This window comes from Paenibacillus sp. JCM 18996 (assembly GCF_055392555.1).
Genome location: NZ_AP043884.1, coordinates 3,428,379 through 3,447,649 on the forward strand (window position 1 = coordinate 3,428,379; position 19,271 = coordinate 3,447,649).

The window sequence follows — 19,271 nt, forward strand, 5'->3', positions numbered from 1 at the left end:
TTTCCTTCATGCCAATACCATTACCAAAAAAATAATGGAGGTTTTTACATTGAATGATTTCCAAAATGAACTTCAACAGTTGAGCGTTTCCCAGGTTCAGGCGGGTGAGATGACGCCCTGGAATCAACAAAGACAGTACGCGGCGGGTCAGTTTCCGATTGGCCTGAATACGGCGGACCCTTCACGGCTATGCGTTGGCTTTGGCGGCTTTGGCGGTTTTGGTGGCTTTTGTGGCGGTTTCGGCGGTTTTTGCAGCGGTTTTTTCGGCGGTTTTTGCCATCATCACTGCAGTTTTTTTTGCCATCATCATTGCGGTGGGTTTTGCCATCATCACTGCGGCGGTTTTTAGCATCATCACTTAAGTTAATCTCGCCGTTTTCCAGTTTCTTAGAGAAACCGCATCGGCTTGCGAGAAGCGTTCGCCCTTGTACAGCTACGGTTGTCAGGGGCTTTTCTCAATAATTACATGCAAGGCATGAGGGACGAATAGACGTACATATGATAATGAAGAATGGATGTCACATATTGTCAATCTGCAAGAGTTTGGAGGAGTGAAATGACAAATTTGACCCCTGCTGCGCGTCTGAAAGTAAAGGGGGACACATTTTTTCTCCCATTTCCGAACGACGGTGTCTATTTCCGGAATAACGTAGGCACGTTCCGTATGGAAGGCGAGATGATGGACCGGTGGATTGAAAAACTAATCCCCATGTTCAATGGGGAATACACATTGGCGGATTTGACTGACGGATTATCGAACCCACACCGGAATCAGGTGTATGAAATCGCGCACGTGCTGCACCAAAAAGGCTTTGTTCGGGATGTGAGTCAAGATCGCCCGCATCAATTGACAAATGGGATTATCCAAAAGTACGCTGCACAAATAGCCTTTTTAGACAGCTTCGGCGATTCTGGCGCATACCGGTTTCAGTGTTATCGACAAGCTAACGTATTAGCGATCGGGTCCGGTCCGTTTTTCGTTGCGTTGGTTTCTGCTTTAATTGAGTCCGGACTGCCTAAGATCCACATGTGGATAACGGATTCTGCGCCGACAAATCGGCAGCGGCTGACGGAATTGGCGGAACAAGCCCGTCGAACGGATCAAGAGGTGTTTCTTGAGGAGATCACCGCGCGGAAAGAAGGAGCAAGCGGTTGGCGAGACGTAGTGCAGCCGTTCCAATCGATTCTGTACGTATCTCAAGAAGGGGATGTCGAGGAGCTGAGGCTTCTCCATGCGGTTTGCAAAGCGGAAAAGAAGGTTTTCTTGCCGGCAACGTGCCTGCATCAGACAGGAATGGCGGGTCCGGTCGTACATCCGGAGTCTGATGGATGCTGGGAATCGGCATGGCGCCGCATACACCAGTCAGCTGTTTATAAGGACCCGCAGCTGCATGTCTTCACGTCCACAGCGGGAGCGATGCTGGCGAATGTAATCGTGTTCGAGCTGTTTAAAACGGTTACCGGAGCATCGGAGTTAAGAAATTCGTTCTTTCTGCTTGATCTGGAAACGTTGGAAGGAAGCTGGCATCCGTTCATGCCGCATCCTTTGATACACGGATGTGCGGCAGCCCAAAGGGTTCCAGTATCGAATCTGCGGCTTGATGTGAGCCCGGACAAAAGTGCATCGAACCGTTTGATGCTTTATTTTGACCGATTGACTTCGGCACAAACGGGGATTCTCCATATTTGGGAAGAGGGGGACTTGAGACAGCTTCCCCTCTCCCAGTGCCGTGTTCAGGCGGTTGATCCGTTGTCGGAGGGACCTGCAGGGTTGCTGCCGGACCTGGTCTGTACAGGTCTGACGCACGAGGAAGCGCGGCGGGAAGCGGGACTGTCCGGGATTGAAGCGTATGTGTCACGATTGGCCGGTGTGCTTATACAGACGAAAGAAATTGTCGGAATCGGAGCAGGGGAAACGGCTGCGGAAGGCGTTATACGCGGATTACAAGCAAATTTGGCCGAGCAGCTGGCCGCGCAACAGAAGGCTCGGAAGCAACCTGTCATCCGGGTGCAGTTAAGTAAGGTGGAAGATGAACGATGCCGGTTTTATTTACAGGCTTTGACCGCTATGAAGGGAGCTCCGATGATCGGCTTGGGAGAGGAAGTGTCGGGGTTCCCCGTAGTATGGGTCGGTACAGGTGATAACTGGTATGGCAGTGCCGGCTTGAATAGGACAATGGCGTTGCAGAAGGTGCTTAAGGCTGCATTGCATAAGGAGCAGAATAATTCCGTATGCCGCTCGGCTCAAGTGCTGGAAGCCTCGTCCGTGCAACTTGGAAAAGAAGTCGCGGTTCACCTTGTGATCCCCTCAAGTGGAGGAACAGATCAACCGGGGGTTTTGCAAGAGGCCCTGCAGATCTTGCACAAGAACGGCAAGCAACTCTTCGTTGTGGATCTGGCAGTGGAGCCTTTTTTGAAAGAGGGGCTCGATGGAGTGTTTGGCGTGTTGCTGCGAGAGGAGGAGTCCCGGTGAACACAGTGGTGGCCATTATCGGAGAAGGCGAGTTAGCGGACCTTGTATGCGGAGAGATGTCCGCCTTTTGCCGGGTTGTACGTCTGAACGATTTTAAGGCAGGAGTACCGGAAGGAACGGATTTCGCCTTGGTGCTGCACGATGCATGGCATCCTTCCGTTCATCGGGAGGCGGAAGAAGTGCTCCGGACAGCAGGCATCCCATGGCTGAGAGGCTTTGTCGCATTCGGCGAGGGTGTGGTCGGTCCGCTGATTCGCCCAGGTTTGCCCGGGTGTACACAATGTGCAGACAATCGGCGTCTCTTGGCGGGACGTGACCGCAAGGAGAGTTGGATGCTGCAGCAGCGTCTGGCGGAGGCCGGGGGAATCCCGTGTGACGCGTGGGCATCGCGCACCGGACTATTACAGATGGCATTCCTGCTCGTGACGGAGTCGCAGAAGGTGCTTCAGGGCAGCCGGTCCCGTTCGGAAGAACGGATGTTTTTCATATGCATGAAAACTCTGCAGTGCACAAGCCACTTCTTTCTGCCGGACCCGCTATGTCCGGTTTGCGGCCGTTTGCCTGATGACACGCCGGCATCGGCCCTTATTTCACTGCAGCCAAGTCCTAAGATCAGCGAGAAAAGCTACCGCTGCCGTTCGTTGGTGGAGCTGAAGGACTTTCTGGTCGAAGATTATCTGGATTATAAGACCGGTTTCTTGAATGGCAAAATGGTTGATCTCGTGTCGCCTTTTGCCGATGTGAGTGTGAATCTTCCGATGTTTCACCAAGATGAGACGACGGCAGGCCGAACGCATTCCTATGCGGAAAGCGAGCTGACCGCCATTATGGAGGGGTTGGAGCGGTACTGCGGTATGGCGCCCCGCGGCAAAAGGACGATGATCAGAGACAGTTACCGCAATCTGGCGGATCATGCTCTTAATCCTGTCACGGTAGGTTTGTATGCGAAGGAACAGTATGAACGGCCTAATTTTCCATTCAGGCCATTTAATCCTGACGACCTTATCGATTGGGTTTGGGGCTACTCGTTTTTGTGGCAAAGTCCGATTCTGGTTCCGCAACAGCTCGCCTATTACAGTTCGAGCTGCGGACAAGGATTTGTCTATGAAACGTCCAACGGATGCGCACTCGGAGGAAGCTTGGAGGAAGCCATTTTCTACGGCATTATGGAAGTGGTCGAGCGGGATTCATTCCTGTTGACTTGGTACGCGCAGCTGCCGCTCCCGCGGCTTGATCTTTGTTCCGCGGGCGATCTGGAGCTGGAGCTGATGGTCAACCGATTGCAGTCGGTGGCGGGATTTGATTTGCATTTGTATAACTCGACTATGGAGAACGGAGTTCCAAGCGTTTGGGCATTGGCAAAAAACACGAAACCAAATGGAGTAAACCTGATTTGCGCGGCCGGAGCACATCCGGATCCGGTGCGGGCGGCGAAAAGTGCAGTTCATGAATTATCGGGGATGATGCTGACCCTTGACGAGAAGTTCGATGCGAACCGGGAGCGGTATGTGCAAATGTATCACGACCCGTTGCTGGTGCGCGGGATGGAGGACCATTCGATGCTGTACAGCTTGCCGCAAGCAGAGGAGCGGCTGCAGTTTCTTCTGGAGGAAAACCGCCCTCTGCGGACGTTTCAGGAGGAGTTCAACAGGACACCGGCTCATCCGGACCTGAGCGATGACCTGAAGGACGTCCTTTTGGCGTTCCGCAGGTTGAACCTGGATGTGATTGTAGTGGATCAGACAGCTCCGGAATTGAAACGAAACGAATTATACTGTGTGAAGGTGCTGATTCCAGGGATGCTGCCGATGACGTTCGGTCATCATCTCACCCGTGTGACAGGGCTGGAGAGGGTGTTGAAGGTACCGGCGCTGCTTGGATATGGGAAGCAGCCGCTGCTTCCGGAACAGCTCAATCCACATCCGCATCCGTTCCCATAAAACCGCCTGAGGAGGGAATAGGATGAGTCTGGAGAAATTCCTGCGCAATCTCCATGAGGATACCTACGAGACCAGACCGCCGGATTGGGAGATTGATTGGGAGGACGCACCGCTGACATATAAGCTCTATCGCAGATTACCTGTCTTTCCTTTATCCTCTGAAGTACCGCTGTCGCTTGGTGGACAATCGTCCGCCAATCCCGATCTGACAACCATCGGTCATTTTCTTTGGCATGTCTATGGCCTCACCCAATTGAGCCAATACCACGCGGCGAATTCCATAAACCAATCGACGGGCCCGGTACAGATGTATCGGCGTTTCGTCCCATCCGGCGGCGGGTTATATCCGAACGAACTATATGTATATCTGAAGATAACGGATGTTCCTGTCGGAGTTTACCATTATGATGCGGCGCACCATCGGTTGGTATTGCTTCGTGAAGGAGATTTTGATTCCTATCTGGCCCGGGCTCTTGGCAACCGATGCGATGTGTCGGCTTGCTTTGGCGCCGTTTTTGTTTCGATTATGTTTTGGAAAAATTTTTATAAGTACAGTAACTTTGCCTATCGTCTTCAAGGGCTGGATACTGGCGTGTTGATCGGGCAATTACTTGAAGTGACGAAACGGTTCGGTTACGAAGCAGGTGTGAATTTCCAGTTTCTTGATCGGGCGGTCAACCATCTGCTTGGGCTATCCGACCGGGAGGAGAGTGTGTATGCGGTGATTCCGCTTTCGGTGGAGCCCGCCATATCCTGGTTTCATAATGGGATTTGCGGAGAAGGGGATGTCTCTGCGGCTGATTTGTGCCGGCAACTGCCGGTCGTTCGGCATGAACACTACGTGCGGTCGCAAAAAGTCAAGGAGTACCCGATGCTGACCGGGATGAACGAAGCGTCCATGCTGGGTTCAACAGGATCATTTCGGCACGTCGGGCTGGTGAAGCACGTTGACAGCGGGATAGAGGCGGTATATATGCCCCGCGTGGAGCGGATGTCGTATGATCTGGCGTCGATTTGCCGAAAACGATATTCGCCAGAGTCGGATTTCGTATTGAGCAAGGTGAAACAGTCGGAAGCGGCCGCTCTGTTACAAGAGGCGACGACTTCCTTCTCATATCACAATGATTTGAAGGGACCCCATGAGGAGACTGTCTCCCGTATGTCCTTGTACTGCTGTTTGTATAACGTCGAAGGCATTCCGGACGGTGCTTATCGCTATGACAGATCTGCTCATATGTTGCGTCGAGTCCTTCCCGGGGATCATCGGCTGCGGCTGCAGCAGGGAATGTCCCTGGGCAATGTCAATCTGTTCCAGGTACCGCTCTGCCTGCATGTGGCTGGTGACAAGGACTACCTCAAATCGGCATTAGGGTACCGAGGATACCGTATTCAGCAGATGGAGGCGGGCATGCTTGTTCAACGCTTGCTGTTAGCGGCGTCCGCGATCGGAATGGGAGGGCGGCCGCTGCTCGGATTTAATCCGGGTTTTTGTGATGAGATTTACAAATTGACTGAGCAAGGAAAAACCAGTCTGATCCAAATCCCGATCGGCCGCTATCATCAGCGTCCCCGTTTGGAAGGGGGCCTGCACAGCTAGCGGGAAGCGAACAGTTAAGTAAAATGTCAAAAGACGCTAAACAAAGAAATATTTGCTTAGCGTCTTTTGGCTTTATCTTGGCAATTAGACGGATCTATGTCTATAAGCTTATAATATCACTTGATTAAACTGCATTTGAACGGAGCGGATAAAGCCTGGCTTCTTTTTGGCCGATACTTGTGGTATCCTTATGCATCATGACATAGAGGAACGGTTTATAGAGACGCCACAAGTAATGGTAAAAAAATAGCTGTTCTTACAATAAAGGAGACAAAATGACATTTAATGATTTGAAGCTTACCCCCGCGATTTTAAAAGCGCTCAGCAAGGAGCGGTATACGACGCCGACACCCGTACAAGAGCAGGCGATCCCCGCAATATTGGCCGGCAGGGACTTGTTTGGCGTTGCTCAAACGGGAACGGGGAAGACGGCTGCCTTTGCATTACCGATTATCCAGCTGTTAAGCGAACAGCCAAGGAAACCGAATACGGAGCGACGGGTTCGCTCATTGATTTTAACACCGACCAGAGAACTTGCGATTCAGATTTACGATAACATCCAGGCGTACGGTCAATACACGAATTTGCGATCCATTGTCATCGTAGGGGGCGTTTCACAGAAACCGCAGGAGCAAGCGCTTGATCGAGGCGCGGATATTGTCATTGCGACCCCGGGCAGACTCATCGATTTGATGAACCAAAAGCATATCGATTTGCAACATGTCGGAATCCTGGTGTTGGATGAAGCCGACAGAATGCTGGACATGGGATTTATCAACGACGTGAAGAAAATCATCGCCAAAATGCCCGGCAAAAGACAAACGCTTTTCTTCTCGGCCACCATGCCGCGGGAAATATCCAACTTGGTTAACACGCTGCTGGTTAATCCGGTGAAAGTCGAAGTGACTCCGGTGTCCTCTACGGTGGATCGGATCGAGCAATCCGTTTATTTCGTGGACAAGGAAAACAAGCAGAAACTATTGACCCACCTTTTGCAAAATAAATCCATTGCTTCGGCATTGGTGTTTACCCGTACCAAGCATGGTGCGGACCGCGTGGTGCGCGGGCTGGCAAAAGCGAAAATTCCCGCCCAGGCCATTCACGGAAACAAGTCGCAAAATGCCCGTCAGCTGGCATTGAACAATTTCAAAAGCGGCGCAACGCGCGTGTTGGTAGCGACGGATATCGCAGCAAGAGGAATTGATATTGACGAACTTTCCCATGTGATTAACTTCAATCTCCCGAATATCCCGGAAACTTACGTTCATCGAATTGGCCGAACCGGCAGGGCGGGACTAAGCGGGGTCGCGATCTCTTTTTGCGAAAATGAAGAAATGCCATATCTCAAAGACATTGAGAAAATGATCAAAAAGACGATTCCCAAAGTCAAAGACCATCCCTATCCGATGATAGGCACAGATCTGCCTGTAAAGTCTGAAAGATCATCGAAATAAGTTTCTCAACTGGCTTTGGAATGAAAAATAAAAGCTTTTGCTGATTTTACCAGCCTTGCATTGACAAAATAATGCAGCGCTTGAAAGTTCAGTTCATGGCGCTGCCGCAGCCCCGCCTGAGGCCACTCCGGTTGAGCTTGCCCCGCTGGCTACTCCGGCGTTGACCCCTTTATTGCCGTTGGAGGTCAGAGTGGAATCCTGGTTATCGTTGTCCGTGGTATTGGTGGCGCTGGTAAAATTGTTCGTGTACACTAAGTCCCCCGTGTTAAAGGAGCCCGCTCCCGCAAACTCTTTGGATGAGTGGTCGGGCACGATCTGGAGCGTATCTCCGATAATAAGGGAGGAGCCCCCGCTGACATGGACCATCTTGAAGTTCCCGACAATTGACGGCATACGCAAACACCCTTCATTCTCATTTTCTTTGTTCATGGTATGTAGTATGCTGCCCAGATGTTAACGGGTGCGAAGCTGTCAATAAACTGAATGGGATATTAACCAAATTATCTTGGTATCCACGTATGTCCAATCGAAGATGGATGAACTTCATATAGTAATAACGTACTACAACTAATTTGTAGCGAAGGGGCAATGAAAATGAGCGGTTACAGTTGTGCCGGTTACAGTTGCGCAGGTTATTCAAGTGTTGGAGCTATCCTGGTTCTGTTTATTCTTTTGGTTATTATCAGCCGTACAATAGTGGGATATTGATCGATTTATTATCACGAAGGAGGTGAATGATATGGGCGGTTACAGCTGTGCTGGATATAGCTGCGCGGGCTATGGCGGCGGCTTTGCTTTTATCCTGGTTTTATTCATTCTCTTAGTTATTATTACTCGCATGATGGTATACTAAAAAATAGCAGTATAAATTAACCCGGTCCTTTATAAGGAGTGGGTTATTTTGTTTGCAGCAGTGCATCCATTTTTGAATTTTCATTCATGATCGCCGTTATGGGCGAATAGATATTCAGATTAGAGTGGTCCATAAAGCTATATAAATTTATACAGGAGGAGAACGTGATACATAACATTTCCAATACCCCTAAGGAAGAGACCGGAACAAAAGCAGCCAGAAGCATTGATCGCAGTGCGACCCAACATGTTCGCAATCCATTGCAGGCGATGTCCTACCGACAAGCTAAGGTGTTGGCCGTCGGCTCAAGCCGGTTTTTGTTATCCTTGGCTGCCATGCTTTTCGAATCCGGTTTGAGCAAGTTTCATGTTTGCATTACAGATTCCTCACGGACGGAGCGGCAGGGCTTGAAAGAACTCACCGATCAAGTGCGGAAGTTTGACTCCGAGGCTTCGATTGAAGAAATCACTGTTTCTAATAACGAAAAAGATACATGGAGACAAGCGGTACAGCCGTTTCAATGGATTCTATATGTCTCGGAAGAGGGGAATATCGAGGAGCTGCGGGCTCTTCAATCGGCTTGCAAAATGGAAAAAAAACCGCTTATTCCCGCCCTTTGTCTAATGCAGGCAGGAGTTGCAGGTCCACTTATACATCCGGACACCGAGGGGTGCTGTGAATCGTTGTGGCGGCGCATCCACCGCTCATCGCTTGTTAAAAATGCGGATCAGATTACCTTTTCTCCCACAGCAGGAGATATGCTCGCTAATGTTATTGTGTTTGAACTGTTAAAAGCGGTGACGGAAGCAGGACAGTCACAATTAAAAAATTCGTTTTATTTGCTTGATTTGCAGACGTTGGAAGGAAGTTTTCATTCATTCTTGCCTCATCCGCTGGTGACCGGAAGTATTGAGTTTGAATTGGTTGATGACTTAGATCTGGAACTCGCACAAAAACAGGGCGGTTGTGAGGCGGAAGCCTTATTTTCTTATTTCAGCCGGTTGACATCGAAGGAATCAGGCATTTTTCATCATTGGGATGAGGGGGATCTAAAGCAGCTCCCACTTTGTCAATGCCGCCTACAGGCAGCTGACCCGCTTTCGCCGGGACCGGCGGAGCTGCTTCCGGAATTAATCTGTACAGGTATGACACATATAGAAGCGAGGATCGAGGCTGGATTGGCAGGAATCGAGGCGTATGCGGCAAGGCTGGCCGGGATCATGCTGATGTCCGGACAGGCATCGAGAAGCTCAATTGGCGAGACGGATGATTTTATAGGTATGGGAGCGGGAAAAACAGTAGAAGAGGCCATCTGCCGCGGGCTGCAAAAATGTCTGACTGAAGAGTTAAGAAAGCAAATGTCTGATCGAGCCTCTGATGCGCTTACGGTCACACTTAACCGAGTGGAGGACCTTCAAAGCCGGTATTATTTGCAAGCACTGACCACCATGAAGAGCAGGCCGGAGATCGGGCTGGGCGAGATCCTGGGCTTTCCTGTCGTCTGGATCGGCACGGGCGATTGTTGGTATGGTTGTGCAGGCTTGAACAAGACAATGGCTCTGCGAGGTGCGCTGGAGTTAGCCCTGATAAAAGCACAAAACGATTTTACCTGCCCGCAGGCGCGAGGTGTAGAGCTTCCTGCTCTGGAAATGCAAGAAAAGATGCCGTTAAACCTTGTCATTGAGGCAATTCAAGAAAATCCACAGCATGAGTTTCTGCAGATGGCTCTGCAGGTCTTGAAACGAAATCACAGGCGGCTCGCAGTCTTCAGATCGGCTGTGGAACCATTTTTAAGAGAAGAGCTGGGAGGGGTTTTTGGTGTGATGATACGAAAGGGGGAGTCCCCTTGAGCTGCGAAATAACCGTCATAGGAGCGGGGCAGTTAGCGGATTTAGTGTGTGAACGATTGCCCGGTCAATACAAGATCATTCGTCAATCTGATTTCACAGGTAGAATAAGCGGAACGTCTAAAATGGTGTTGGTCCTCCATGATGTGTGGGATTCTTCGGTTTATGCCACGGCGTCAGAGGCTCTGAGGAATGCGGATTTAACATGGCTGTGCGGCTTTATTTCTTATGACGAGGGAGTTATCGGGCCGCTTGTAAACCCAGGTACTCCGGGTTGCTCCCAGTGTGCGGATAAGAGGCTTCGTATGGCGGGCGGCAACCAAAATCATATTTTGGAGAACCTGCTGCTTGGTGCGGCTCCGCGCAATGAATCGGTATCGCGATCGGCACTTGTACATATGAGCTGTTTGATCGTGAAAGAGGTGTCAAGCGTTATTCAGGGGAGGCCGGTCCACACGGAAGATCAGATTTATTTGGTTGATTTGAAAACACTGAAGAGTTCGCTGCATCCGTTTTTGCCTGACCCGCTCTGCGAGGTATGCGGTCGATTGCCGGACGACTCCCCGGAGAATGCCCGAATTACACTACAAACAAGCCCTAAAGTGAGCCCCAACATTTACCGCTGCCGACCGATGGACGACCTTAAGAAGGTTTTGGCCAGAGACTATGTGGATGAGAGGACAGGCTTACTAAACGGAAAAAGAGTGGACCTGATGTCTCCATTTTCCAACGTGCTTATGAATTTGCCCTCTGTAATGGGGAATGAGGTGACGGCCGGCCGGTCTCATTGTTTTACGGAAAGCGAGCTTTCTGCCATTTTGGAGGGTTTGGAGCGATACTGCGGCATTTTACCTCGCGGCAAGCGAAGCGTAATACACGATTGTTTCCGGAATCTGGCCCATCAAGCATTGGATCCCGCCACCGCCGGGCTGTACTCAGCTGAACAGTATGCACAGCCTGATTTCCCGTTCCAACCCTTTGATCCTGCAGCTCCGATGAACTGGGTATGGGCTTACTCCTTATTGGAAGAACGTCCAATTCTGGTTCCGGATCAGCTTGCTTATTACAGTATGGGCTGTGAAGGCAGCTTTGTCCAAGAAGCTTCTAATGGCTGCGCCTTGGGAGGAAGTCTCGAGGAAGCCATTTTGTATGGGATTTTGGAGGTGGTGGAGCGCGATTCGTTCCTGCTGACCTGGTATGCACAGTTGTCTATCCCGCGGCTTGACCCTTATTCCGCCCAGGACAAAGAATTACAGCTGATGGTTGATCGTTTGCAGATGGTGGCCGGATATGATGTTTTCCTGTTTAATATGACGATGGAAACCGGGATTCCGAGCATTTGGGCGACAGTAAAAAACAATAAAACAACCGGATCGAATCTCATTTGTGCTGCCGGCGCTCATCCGGATCCTGTAAAAGCCGCGAAAAGCGCGATTTTCGAGTTGGCCGGCAATATGGCATATCTGGACGAGATGCTGGAGGCAAACAGGGAAGAGTATGTCCGAATGTTGAATGATTCGTCCCTGGTAAGCCGAATGGAAGACCATTCCGCGCTGTACTGTTTACCTGAGGCTGAGGAGCGCTTGCAATTTTTGCTGGAAGCAAATCGTCAGCTCCGAACATTTGGCGAAGAATTCAACTATAAGCCGTCGCATGAAGATCTGACTGAAGATTTGAAGGATATTTTGCGCAAATTTAAAAGTTTGAACCTGAACCTAATTGTTATAAATCAAAGCACCCCTGAAACTATCCGAAATGGATTGTATTGCGTAAAAGTGATAATCCCGGGCATGCTGCCCATGACGTTCGGACATCACCTTACCCGCTTGTCGGGTTTGGAGAGAGTATTGCGTGTGCCGATGGAACTTGGTTATAAGGAGCAGCCGCTGAAAATGGAAAATCTGAACCGGCATCCCCATCCGTTTCTTTAAGACTTCATTCATCGAGTCATTGGCGGGCTGTCCAGTCAAAACAGCGGGAGGAATGAATGTGTACCCAGTTTATCCTTAGCAGGGCAGCCATTTGCTGGCTCCGACATACATTTACTTGGCATCTGACGACTCATCCTTTGTAACCGGGCAGGTTCTGCATGTAAACGGCGGCGTCATGACTGAAACCTGATTTGTCGCAGCGCCTACGACGCCGATCGTATTGTCCATCGCTGCAATCGTTCCGGCTACCTGTAGAACAAGGAAAAACCGCTCACATAATAGACAAAGCCTAAAGACGCTAAACAAATTAATATTTGCGCAGCGTCTTTAGGCTTTGGCTTGGCAATTAGACGTATCTATGTCTATAAGCTTATAATATCACTTGATTCAACTGCATTTTATAGAACTTTGCATAAATACCGTTATTTTTCAAAAGCTCTGCGTGTGTACCTTCCTCTGCAATCCCTTGTTGCGAAAGCACTATAATCCTGTCTGCATTTTTGATAGTGGACAGCCTATGTGCGATTACAAAGGTAGTGCGGTTCTTGGCCAACTTTTCAAAACTTTCCTGCACCACCCTTTCACTTTCATTGTCCAGGGCGGAAGTGGCTTCATCAAATATAAGGATAGAAGGGTTTTTCAAAAATACACGTGCGATGCTTATGCGTTGCTTCTGACCGCCCGAAAGCTTTACACCCCGCTGTCCGATATAGGCATTGTAGCCACCCGGAAGCTCCATTATAAATTCATGGGCATTTGCGTTTTTAGCAGCGTTTACAATTTCTTCATCAGTAGCTCCAGGCTTCCCATATAAGATGTTCTCTTTAATCGTACCCGCAAACAAATATACATCTTGTTGCACGATCCCGATATGGTGACGCAATGACTTTAGCTTTATAGTTTTGATATCCGTACCGTCAATTTTAATAGCACCTTCGCTGGTTTCATAAAAACGCGGGATTAGACTGCAAAGTGTCGTTTTGCCGACTCCGGATGAACCTGCAAGCGCTACATATTCACCGGGATTTGCCGTGATGTTTATATTGCTAAACACATAATTCGAGTCGCTGGCATACTGGAACCCTACATTTACAAATTCCACTTTGCCTTTTACACTTCCTAACACAGCAGCATCTTTTGCATCAGTGATGTCCGGCTCAACTGCCATAATTTCCATAAAACGTTCGAATCCGGCCACCCCGTTTTGAAGATTCTGGGTAAAGTTCACTAATCTTTTTACCGGGTCCACCAAAGTGTTTATATATAACAAAAAGGTAATCAACTCTGTCAGATGCAATCGGTTATAACTTATAAGAACGGCACCCGCGACAACAACCGAAATGTTAATAAATGAAATGAAGCCGGTCAAGCCGTTAAAGAACAATGCCTCAACCCGGTAACCGTTTTTCCTGCTTTCCAAAAACCGGCGGTTACTGCTTTTAAATTTATCCATTTCGATTTCTTCATTGGCAAACGATTGGACAACTCTAATCCCGGAAAGGCTGTCTTCGATTTGCGCGTTTATGTCCGCTATACGTTCCTTATTCTTTTTAAGGGCGTTTTTCACCTTTATGCTGTACCGATATGCAAAAAGAAGCATGAAAAGTAAAATAAAAAAAATAGCCAAAGTGAGTATCCAATTCATACTTAGCAAAATAAAGAACGAACCGATAATTCTCACCAAAGATATAACCGTATCTTCCGGTCCATGGTGGGCAAGTTCCGATATATCGAATAAGTCTGTTGTTATACGCGACATCAGCTGCCCTGTTCTGGCATTGTCGTGGTATTGAAACGAAAGCTTTTGAACATGCTGAAAAAGGTCGTTTCGCATGTCGGACTCCATCTTGGCTCCCATCACATGCCCAAAATAGTCCGTATAGAAGTTGCTGACATACTCAACAGCCATCAAAAACAAAAAGATTCCAACCATTTTTATAATTAACTCTGCAGCGATTCCCTCATCACTTATTGCATTTTTCGTAATATAATTTACCAGCATGGGATATGCAAGTACCGTCATCGAAGCCAGCGATGCAAAAATCAAATCCGCAAACAGCACCTTTTTATAAGGTTTGTAGTAAGCTAAAAATTTTTTTAACTTTTCCACGAACTATGCCTCCAAGCAAATTTTATATAGTGTCTCATCTTTTTCCCCTCCAGTCGGTTTATAATTATGGTAGCATCGCAATACCAAGCGGACAATGTAACAATTCATTAAAATCAATTCTTATCACCTTCGTGGCATAAGATTGTTGCACGATGCGAGTCGACGGCTGGTACACTGCTATACGCGGGTTGGGAACCACATTTATGCCTTCGTGAAGGGAGCTCTGGGGTTTGATTACCGACTATGTTTACTCTCACTTCCAGCCTTATGGTCACCTAAAGGCGGAGGATTTAGACTAGGTTGCATCATGATCAAGTCTATATTTAAAGTTTTTGAAAGCGCAATATGGAAAATGGAGGAAGTTGTGTTTTCGTGCCGAAATATTGATTACGATAATTCTCCTAAATTAATAAGGAAGTAAGGTTTCAATCCATAGTTATAATTTCAAGTTCAACCCGTTTTACCTTGCACAATAGCGGAATGGAAATCCGCTATCGGTGGCGGCGCGATATGTGAGAGAACTGCACTGGCATCCTAATAACGACGAGTGGCAGTATTACCTCACCGGACAGGGGCGAATGACGGTATTTGCGGGCAATGGCACAGCCGGTACATTTGATTATGGAGCCGGTGATGTCGGTTATGTACCTTTTGCTGCTGGGCACTATATTCAGAATACGGGTAACCAAACCTTATGGTTTTTAGAGATATTCAAGAGTGACCGATTTGTGGATGTGTCGTTAAACCAATGGATGGCACTGACTCCTCGTGAACTGGTAGAGAAAAACTTACATGTAGGCCCGGAACTGTTGAACGCACTGCGTAAGGAAAAATGGCCCGTCGTCAAATACCCAGAGTAAAGGAGATGAGAATTTTGAGTGAGCTAAGAACAGTTGAATTAACAAGAAACATGAACACTGTAGATTCTATATATAATGATTTATTAAAACTTGGCGTGTGAAATGGGGATATATTGTTAGTGCATTCTTCTCTTTCAAGCTTGGGTTGGGTTTGTGGAGGTGTTCAGGCTGTAATAATGGCTCTTAAACAAGCTGTAGGCAAAGGCGGTACCTTAGTAATGCCTGCACACAGCGGAGAAATTTCTGACCCGGCTGAGTGGAGTAACCCTCCAGTCCCAACGGAATGGATAGAAAAGATATATGAAAGCATGCCTGCGTTTGATGTGGATCTCTCGCCAACAAGGGGAATGGGACGCATTGCAGAGTTATTTAGGACCTTACCGGAATCTGTTAGGTCGAACCATCCGCAAGTATCCTTTTCTGCCAGTGGAAAATATGCAAATACGGTGACAGAGAATCATCAGCTAGCACCTCAATTTGGGATGAATTCTCCTTTGGGAAAATTGTATGAATTAAATGCAAAAGTACTTTTATTAGGTGTCAACTATGATTCTTGTACAAGCTTCCATCTTGCTGAGGCTTTAAATGAAAAGATGCCAAGAAAAAAAATGGGAGCCGCAATAATGGAAAATAATAAAAGAGTTTGGAAATGGTTTGAGGATTATGCTTACACGGATGCGGATTTTGAGCAGATTGGAAAGGCACTTGACGAAACCAGTTACGTTACATTAGGTAAAATTGGCAATGCTCAATGCAGACTCTTTAATATGAATGCAGGTGTTGATTTTGCAGGCAAATGGTTGGAACAGTATAGATTCGATACCTGATTTCAGGAGGCTAACCGTCAGGCGTGGAATCCTTAATCGAATTAAACAAGCCATCGATGTATTTCCCGAGCCTCACGCTAATTTCAGCTTTCAATACATCACGGATCAGTGTGAAGTCGCCCTCAAATCCGTTGCAGGTAAACCTATACTTCATTCCAGTATCTAACATTTCCTCATTGATTATCCTGATATTGTGTCGTCTAAGTTCTTTTTTTACTTCCAGGAAGTCTGTGTGAATCTGCTTTAACAGCACAAGGAGTGCGTTTATGTAAAGTTTTTTCAAGGAGTACGTCGAAAATTCAATCTGTTTAAGGTTCTTCTCCACTACATTGACGATAGCAGGCAGGATCGCGTAAGCCCGTATGAGCGTCAATTCTTCCTTTGTCGGCACTCTGTGAGATTCTGCAGGCTCTCTGCGCTTTATTAACGCCTCACGCTGCTCTGGCAGTGTCATGCGACTGGATTCCCACAGCCCATTTTTTTCTAATTTCTTGCTCATTTGTAATGTCCTCCAATTTTGGCGCTTCGTTCAAATGCCTGCCCTGCGTCGAGAAGTGATGATGCGCGTAAAATCGCTGTATTTCCATACCGCCGCTTGATTTTGTCTGTCGTTTTTTCCAAATTCCGTGTCCTCTCCCGATCTCCGAACAAGTTGAGCGTCAGCTGATATTCCGAATCATGGGTGATACCCGTCAGTGTAACCATGACCTTTCTTATAGGCAGTCCATTCCAATGAGTAAAAAAGATATTCTTTGCAGCTTCATAAACTTCATGAGTTATATTTGTGGGATCGGAAAGTGTGGTTTGCCTGTGAAAGCCCGTTGGGCGGTCGAAGTCGGCTCCTTGTGCGCCAGCGGTAACAACACGTCCCATATATGATTTAGAACGGGCGCGGCGGCAAACTTCCTCTGCCAGTTCAAGCAAAATCACTTCTATCTCCTCACGTTTTCCGTAATCCCTTGGCAGCGTCATGCCGTGTCCTATAGCCTTTTGCTGCTTGCCATACGTGTCCGGCGTCACAGGCGAATCATCAATGCCATTTGCGGTACGCCAATACACTTCTGCATTAATATCACTGTTTTTGCCGAAGTGAAGCCGCATTTTCTTCTTAAGTTCAGGTAATGGGGTCTTGGCAAGATGGCCGATCGTTATAATTCCCATTCGTGCAAAATGTGCGGTCATCCTTGACGCTACGCTAAACATCTTATGAACGGGAAGCTCCCACAGATGGGTTTCGATTTCGGACTTGGGTAATATGAACACGCCTTCCGTCTTTTTCTTGGCGAAATTGTCGCAGGCCATTTTGGCAAGGACCTTTGTAGAACTGATTCCTATTCTTGACCAAACCCCTGTCTGCAAATAAATCTTTGATTGGATCAAGTGTGCAATATACTCCGGACTGCCAAAGTATTTAATGGAGTGAGTTACATCAAGAAATTGTTCGTCAATACTGTAAGGTTCAACCATTTCCGTAAAGCCCTCCAAGGTTTCCGTCAAAAGCAACGAAACATCAAGGTACGTTTGCATTCTTGGCTTTATCACAATCAGTTCCGGACATTTGGCGATGGCTGTTCCCAGCCGCTCCGCCGTGGTCACGCCAAATTGTTTGGCTACAGGACAAGCCGCCAGAATGATTCCGGAACGTCTTGCAGGATCGCCTGCGACCACGACAGGGCGGTGCTGGTATTCGGGATGTGCAGCCTTTTCTACACTTGCGTAAAAACTCTGGCAATCGGCAAGCATGATGACACGGTCCATTAAGATCACCCCGAATAGGAATGTTTGTTCGTATGTAGTATAATAAGAATAGCGAACAAATATTCGCTTTGCAAGTGGGGAAATATTGACATTTTGAGGGTATTGAAAAAAACTTGGGTTATAGGGCGGAGAGCACTTACCTTTAGGTTATTAGGTTAGCTTGTTGTAAGCTCTTACGTGGAATCGGATTTGATTTTATAATGAAAGAGTTCAGTGTTGAGCCAGAGCGCGCTCCGTGTATGGCTATATCGTGACAGCCCAGATGCAGCATTGGAGAAAGCTCGGCGTTTGCTCGGCTATGAGCCCCGCTATTCCTCTATGGAAGCCGCCAGGGAATGGTAAAGTTGGTTGATTCGGCACAAGGATGGATAGGTCTTGAAGTTTCTCCCCTCAACTACATTACTTAGGAGGTAAAGAACATGCAATACCGCAAATTAGGCAAGACAGGCTTGAAGGTCAGCGAAATCAGTTTGGGCAGCTGGCTTACCTACGGGGGCTACGTGGAGCAGGATAACGCGGTGAACTCGATTCACAAGGCGTATGAGCTCGGCATCAACTTTTTCGATACGGCCAACGTGTATGAGCGCGGAGCCGCCGAGAAAGTGGTAGGTGAAGCGCTCAAGCGATATCCGCGCGATTCCTATGTGCTGGCGACTAAAGTGTTCTGGCCTATGGGCGACGGTCCCAACGACCGCGGTTTGTCGCGCAAGCACGTGATGGAGCAGTGCCATGCAAGCCTGAAGCGGCTCGGCACGGATTACGTCGACATCTACTACTGCCACCGCTTCGACCCGGAGACCCCCATCGAGGAGACGCTCCGGACGATCGACGACCTGGTCCGCCAGGGTAAAATCCTCTACGTCGGCGTCAGCGAGTGGACCGCTGTACAGATGGCCGAAGCGCTGGCTGTCGCGGACAAATACTTGCTTGATCGGATTGTGGTCAATCAGCCGGTGTACAATATGTTCAACCGCTACATCGAGAAGGATGTCATTCCGCTGGGAGAGTCCAGAGGAATTGGCCAAGTGGTTTTCTCCCCGCTTGCACAAGGGCTGCTAAGCGGCAAATATAAGTCCGTCTCCGATATTCCGCAGGACAGCCGTGCCGCCAAGCTGGAAGGGATGCGCAATGGCATAACGGCAGAGAAGATCGAGATGGTGGGCCGGCTGTCGGCCATCGCCGGCGAGCTGGATATCACTGTCGGTCAGCTCGCTCTCGCCTGGATCCTGCGCCAGCCGAGCATCGCCAGCGCCTTGGTCGGCGCGAGCCGTCCGGAGCAGGTAGAGGAGAACGCCAAGGCCTCAGGGATTGTGCTGCCTCCGGAAGTGCTTGAGCGTATCGAGGGCATTATCGGCGAGTCGAAGTGAGAATGAGGTAATGTTGTTAATACCAAATGACGCGCCGAGGATTGTTTTCCTTGAGCGTCATTTTTTAATTGTGTAGGAAATTATGATTTTCGGCGGCTGTAGATAAAATGTTGATAAATGTGCGTCGGCAGCTTTGCGCCCAGGCTTTATAAAGCGGAATAGATAGAAGTAACCGGTGATTTTCCATATATGGATGTGAGTGGCGATTCATTTTTAAGTGAAAAGCTTCAAATTCTTGACAAAATCAAGCAGGA

At 48.4% G+C, this 19,271-nt stretch carries 15 protein-coding genes and 2 pseudogenes; 13 read left to right on the forward strand and 4 right to left on the reverse strand.

Going from position 1 to position 19,271, the window contains the following annotated elements:
• Window positions 1-109 precede the first annotated feature (109 nt).
• The 5 genes from ACZ5N7_RS16960 to ACZ5N7_RS16980 all read left to right on the forward strand — a co-directional run bounded on the left by ACZ5N7_RS16960 (window position 110) and on the right by ACZ5N7_RS16980 (window position 7,464).
• Window positions 110-349, forward strand: coding sequence for a hypothetical protein (locus ACZ5N7_RS16960; protein ID WP_464659325.1), 240 nt, complete (start codon window positions 110-112; stop codon window positions 347-349).
• A 207-nt stretch (window positions 350-556) separates the two neighbouring features.
• A complete protein-coding gene (locus ACZ5N7_RS16965; protein WP_464655799.1) occupies window positions 557-2,473 on the forward strand; it encodes a putative thiazole-containing bacteriocin maturation protein in 1,917 nt (638 codons plus the stop codon).
• Window positions 2,470-4,413, forward strand: coding sequence for a TOMM precursor leader peptide-binding protein (locus ACZ5N7_RS16970; RefSeq protein WP_464655800.1), 1,944 nt, complete (start codon window positions 2,470-2,472; stop codon window positions 4,411-4,413). Before ACZ5N7_RS16965 ends, ACZ5N7_RS16970 begins: the two co-directional genes overlap by 4 nt.
• A 22-nt stretch (window positions 4,414-4,435) precedes the next feature.
• On the forward strand, window positions 4,436-6,010 hold the full coding sequence (locus tag ACZ5N7_RS16975; RefSeq protein WP_464655801.1) for a SagB family peptide dehydrogenase: 1,575 nt from the start codon (window positions 4,436-4,438) through the stop codon (window positions 6,008-6,010).
• A gap of 275 nt (window positions 6,011-6,285) precedes the next feature.
• Window positions 6,286-7,464 carry a DEAD/DEAH box helicase gene (locus ACZ5N7_RS16980; protein WP_464655802.1) on the forward strand — a complete coding sequence of 393 codons (1,179 nt, stop codon included), beginning with the start codon at window positions 6,286-6,288 and terminating at the stop codon, window positions 7,462-7,464.
• A 93-nt stretch (window positions 7,465-7,557) separates the two neighbouring features.
• Here ACZ5N7_RS16980 and ACZ5N7_RS16985 read toward each other — a convergent pair whose 3' ends face one another.
• Window positions 7,558-7,857: a spore germination protein gene (locus ACZ5N7_RS16985; RefSeq protein ID WP_464655803.1), complete on the reverse strand. Its 300-nt coding sequence runs from the start codon at window positions 7,855-7,857 to the stop codon at window positions 7,558-7,560.
• A 201-nt stretch (window positions 7,858-8,058) separates the two neighbouring features.
• On the opposite strand from ACZ5N7_RS16985, the gene ACZ5N7_RS16990 reads away from it, so the two are divergent.
• From ACZ5N7_RS16990 to ACZ5N7_RS17010, 5 genes and pseudogenes are all read left to right on the forward strand, one after another.
• Window positions 8,059-8,172, forward strand: a complete 114-nt coding sequence (locus tag ACZ5N7_RS16990; RefSeq protein ID WP_464655804.1) for a YjcZ family sporulation protein — start codon at window positions 8,059-8,061, stop codon at window positions 8,170-8,172.
• A gap of 31 nt (window positions 8,173-8,203) precedes the next feature.
• On the forward strand, window positions 8,204-8,317 hold the full coding sequence (locus ACZ5N7_RS16995) for a YjcZ family sporulation protein (RefSeq protein WP_464655805.1): 114 nt from the start codon (window positions 8,204-8,206) through the stop codon (window positions 8,315-8,317).
• Window positions 8,318-8,481: 164 nt separating this feature from the next.
• Window positions 8,482-10,167 (forward strand): ThiF family adenylyltransferase, encoded by a 1,686-nt coding sequence (locus ACZ5N7_RS17000; protein ID WP_464655806.1) that lies wholly within the window; start codon window positions 8,482-8,484, stop codon window positions 10,165-10,167.
• A complete protein-coding gene (locus ACZ5N7_RS17005; RefSeq protein WP_464655807.1) occupies window positions 10,164-12,095 on the forward strand; it encodes a TOMM precursor leader peptide-binding protein in 1,932 nt (643 codons plus the stop codon). Before ACZ5N7_RS17000 ends, ACZ5N7_RS17005 begins: the two co-directional genes overlap by 4 nt.
• A 78-nt stretch (window positions 12,096-12,173) precedes the next feature.
• Window positions 12,174-12,285: pseudogene (locus tag ACZ5N7_RS17010) on the forward strand (SDR family oxidoreductase); the annotation flags it as partial.
• A 180-nt stretch (window positions 12,286-12,465) separates the two neighbouring features.
• On the opposite strand, the gene ACZ5N7_RS17015 reads toward ACZ5N7_RS17010, so the two are convergent.
• Complete coding sequence (locus tag ACZ5N7_RS17015) at window positions 12,466-14,205, reverse strand: ABC transporter ATP-binding protein (protein ID WP_464655808.1); 1,740 nt, start codon at window positions 14,203-14,205, stop codon at window positions 12,466-12,468.
• A 512-nt stretch (window positions 14,206-14,717) separates the two neighbouring features.
• Between ACZ5N7_RS17015 and ACZ5N7_RS17020 the strand changes: the two are divergent.
• Window positions 14,718-15,065 (forward strand): annotated as a pseudogene (locus ACZ5N7_RS17020) (cupin domain-containing protein); the annotation flags it as partial.
• Window positions 15,066-15,184: 119 nt separating this feature from the next.
• Complete coding sequence (locus ACZ5N7_RS17025; protein WP_464659326.1) at window positions 15,185-15,892, forward strand: AAC(3) family N-acetyltransferase; 708 nt, start codon at window positions 15,185-15,187, stop codon at window positions 15,890-15,892.
• A 10-nt stretch (window positions 15,893-15,902) separates the two neighbouring features.
• Here the strand turns inward: ACZ5N7_RS17025 and ACZ5N7_RS17030 are convergent, their stop codons facing one another.
• Window positions 15,903-16,391, reverse strand: a complete 489-nt coding sequence (locus tag ACZ5N7_RS17030; protein ID WP_464655809.1) for a hypothetical protein — start codon at window positions 16,389-16,391, stop codon at window positions 15,903-15,905.
• Complete coding sequence (locus ACZ5N7_RS17035) at window positions 16,388-17,650, reverse strand: DNA polymerase IV (RefSeq protein ID WP_464655810.1); 1,263 nt, start codon at window positions 17,648-17,650, stop codon at window positions 16,388-16,390. The genes ACZ5N7_RS17030 and ACZ5N7_RS17035 overlap by 4 nt, the downstream gene beginning before the upstream one ends.
• A gap of 419 nt (window positions 17,651-18,069) precedes the next feature.
• On the opposite strand from ACZ5N7_RS17035, the gene ACZ5N7_RS17040 reads away from it, so the two are divergent.
• Window positions 18,070-19,017: an aldo/keto reductase family protein gene (locus tag ACZ5N7_RS17040; protein WP_464655811.1), complete on the forward strand. Its 948-nt coding sequence runs from the start codon at window positions 18,070-18,072 to the stop codon at window positions 19,015-19,017.
• The last annotated feature ends 254 nt before the right edge of the window (window positions 19,018-19,271 follow it).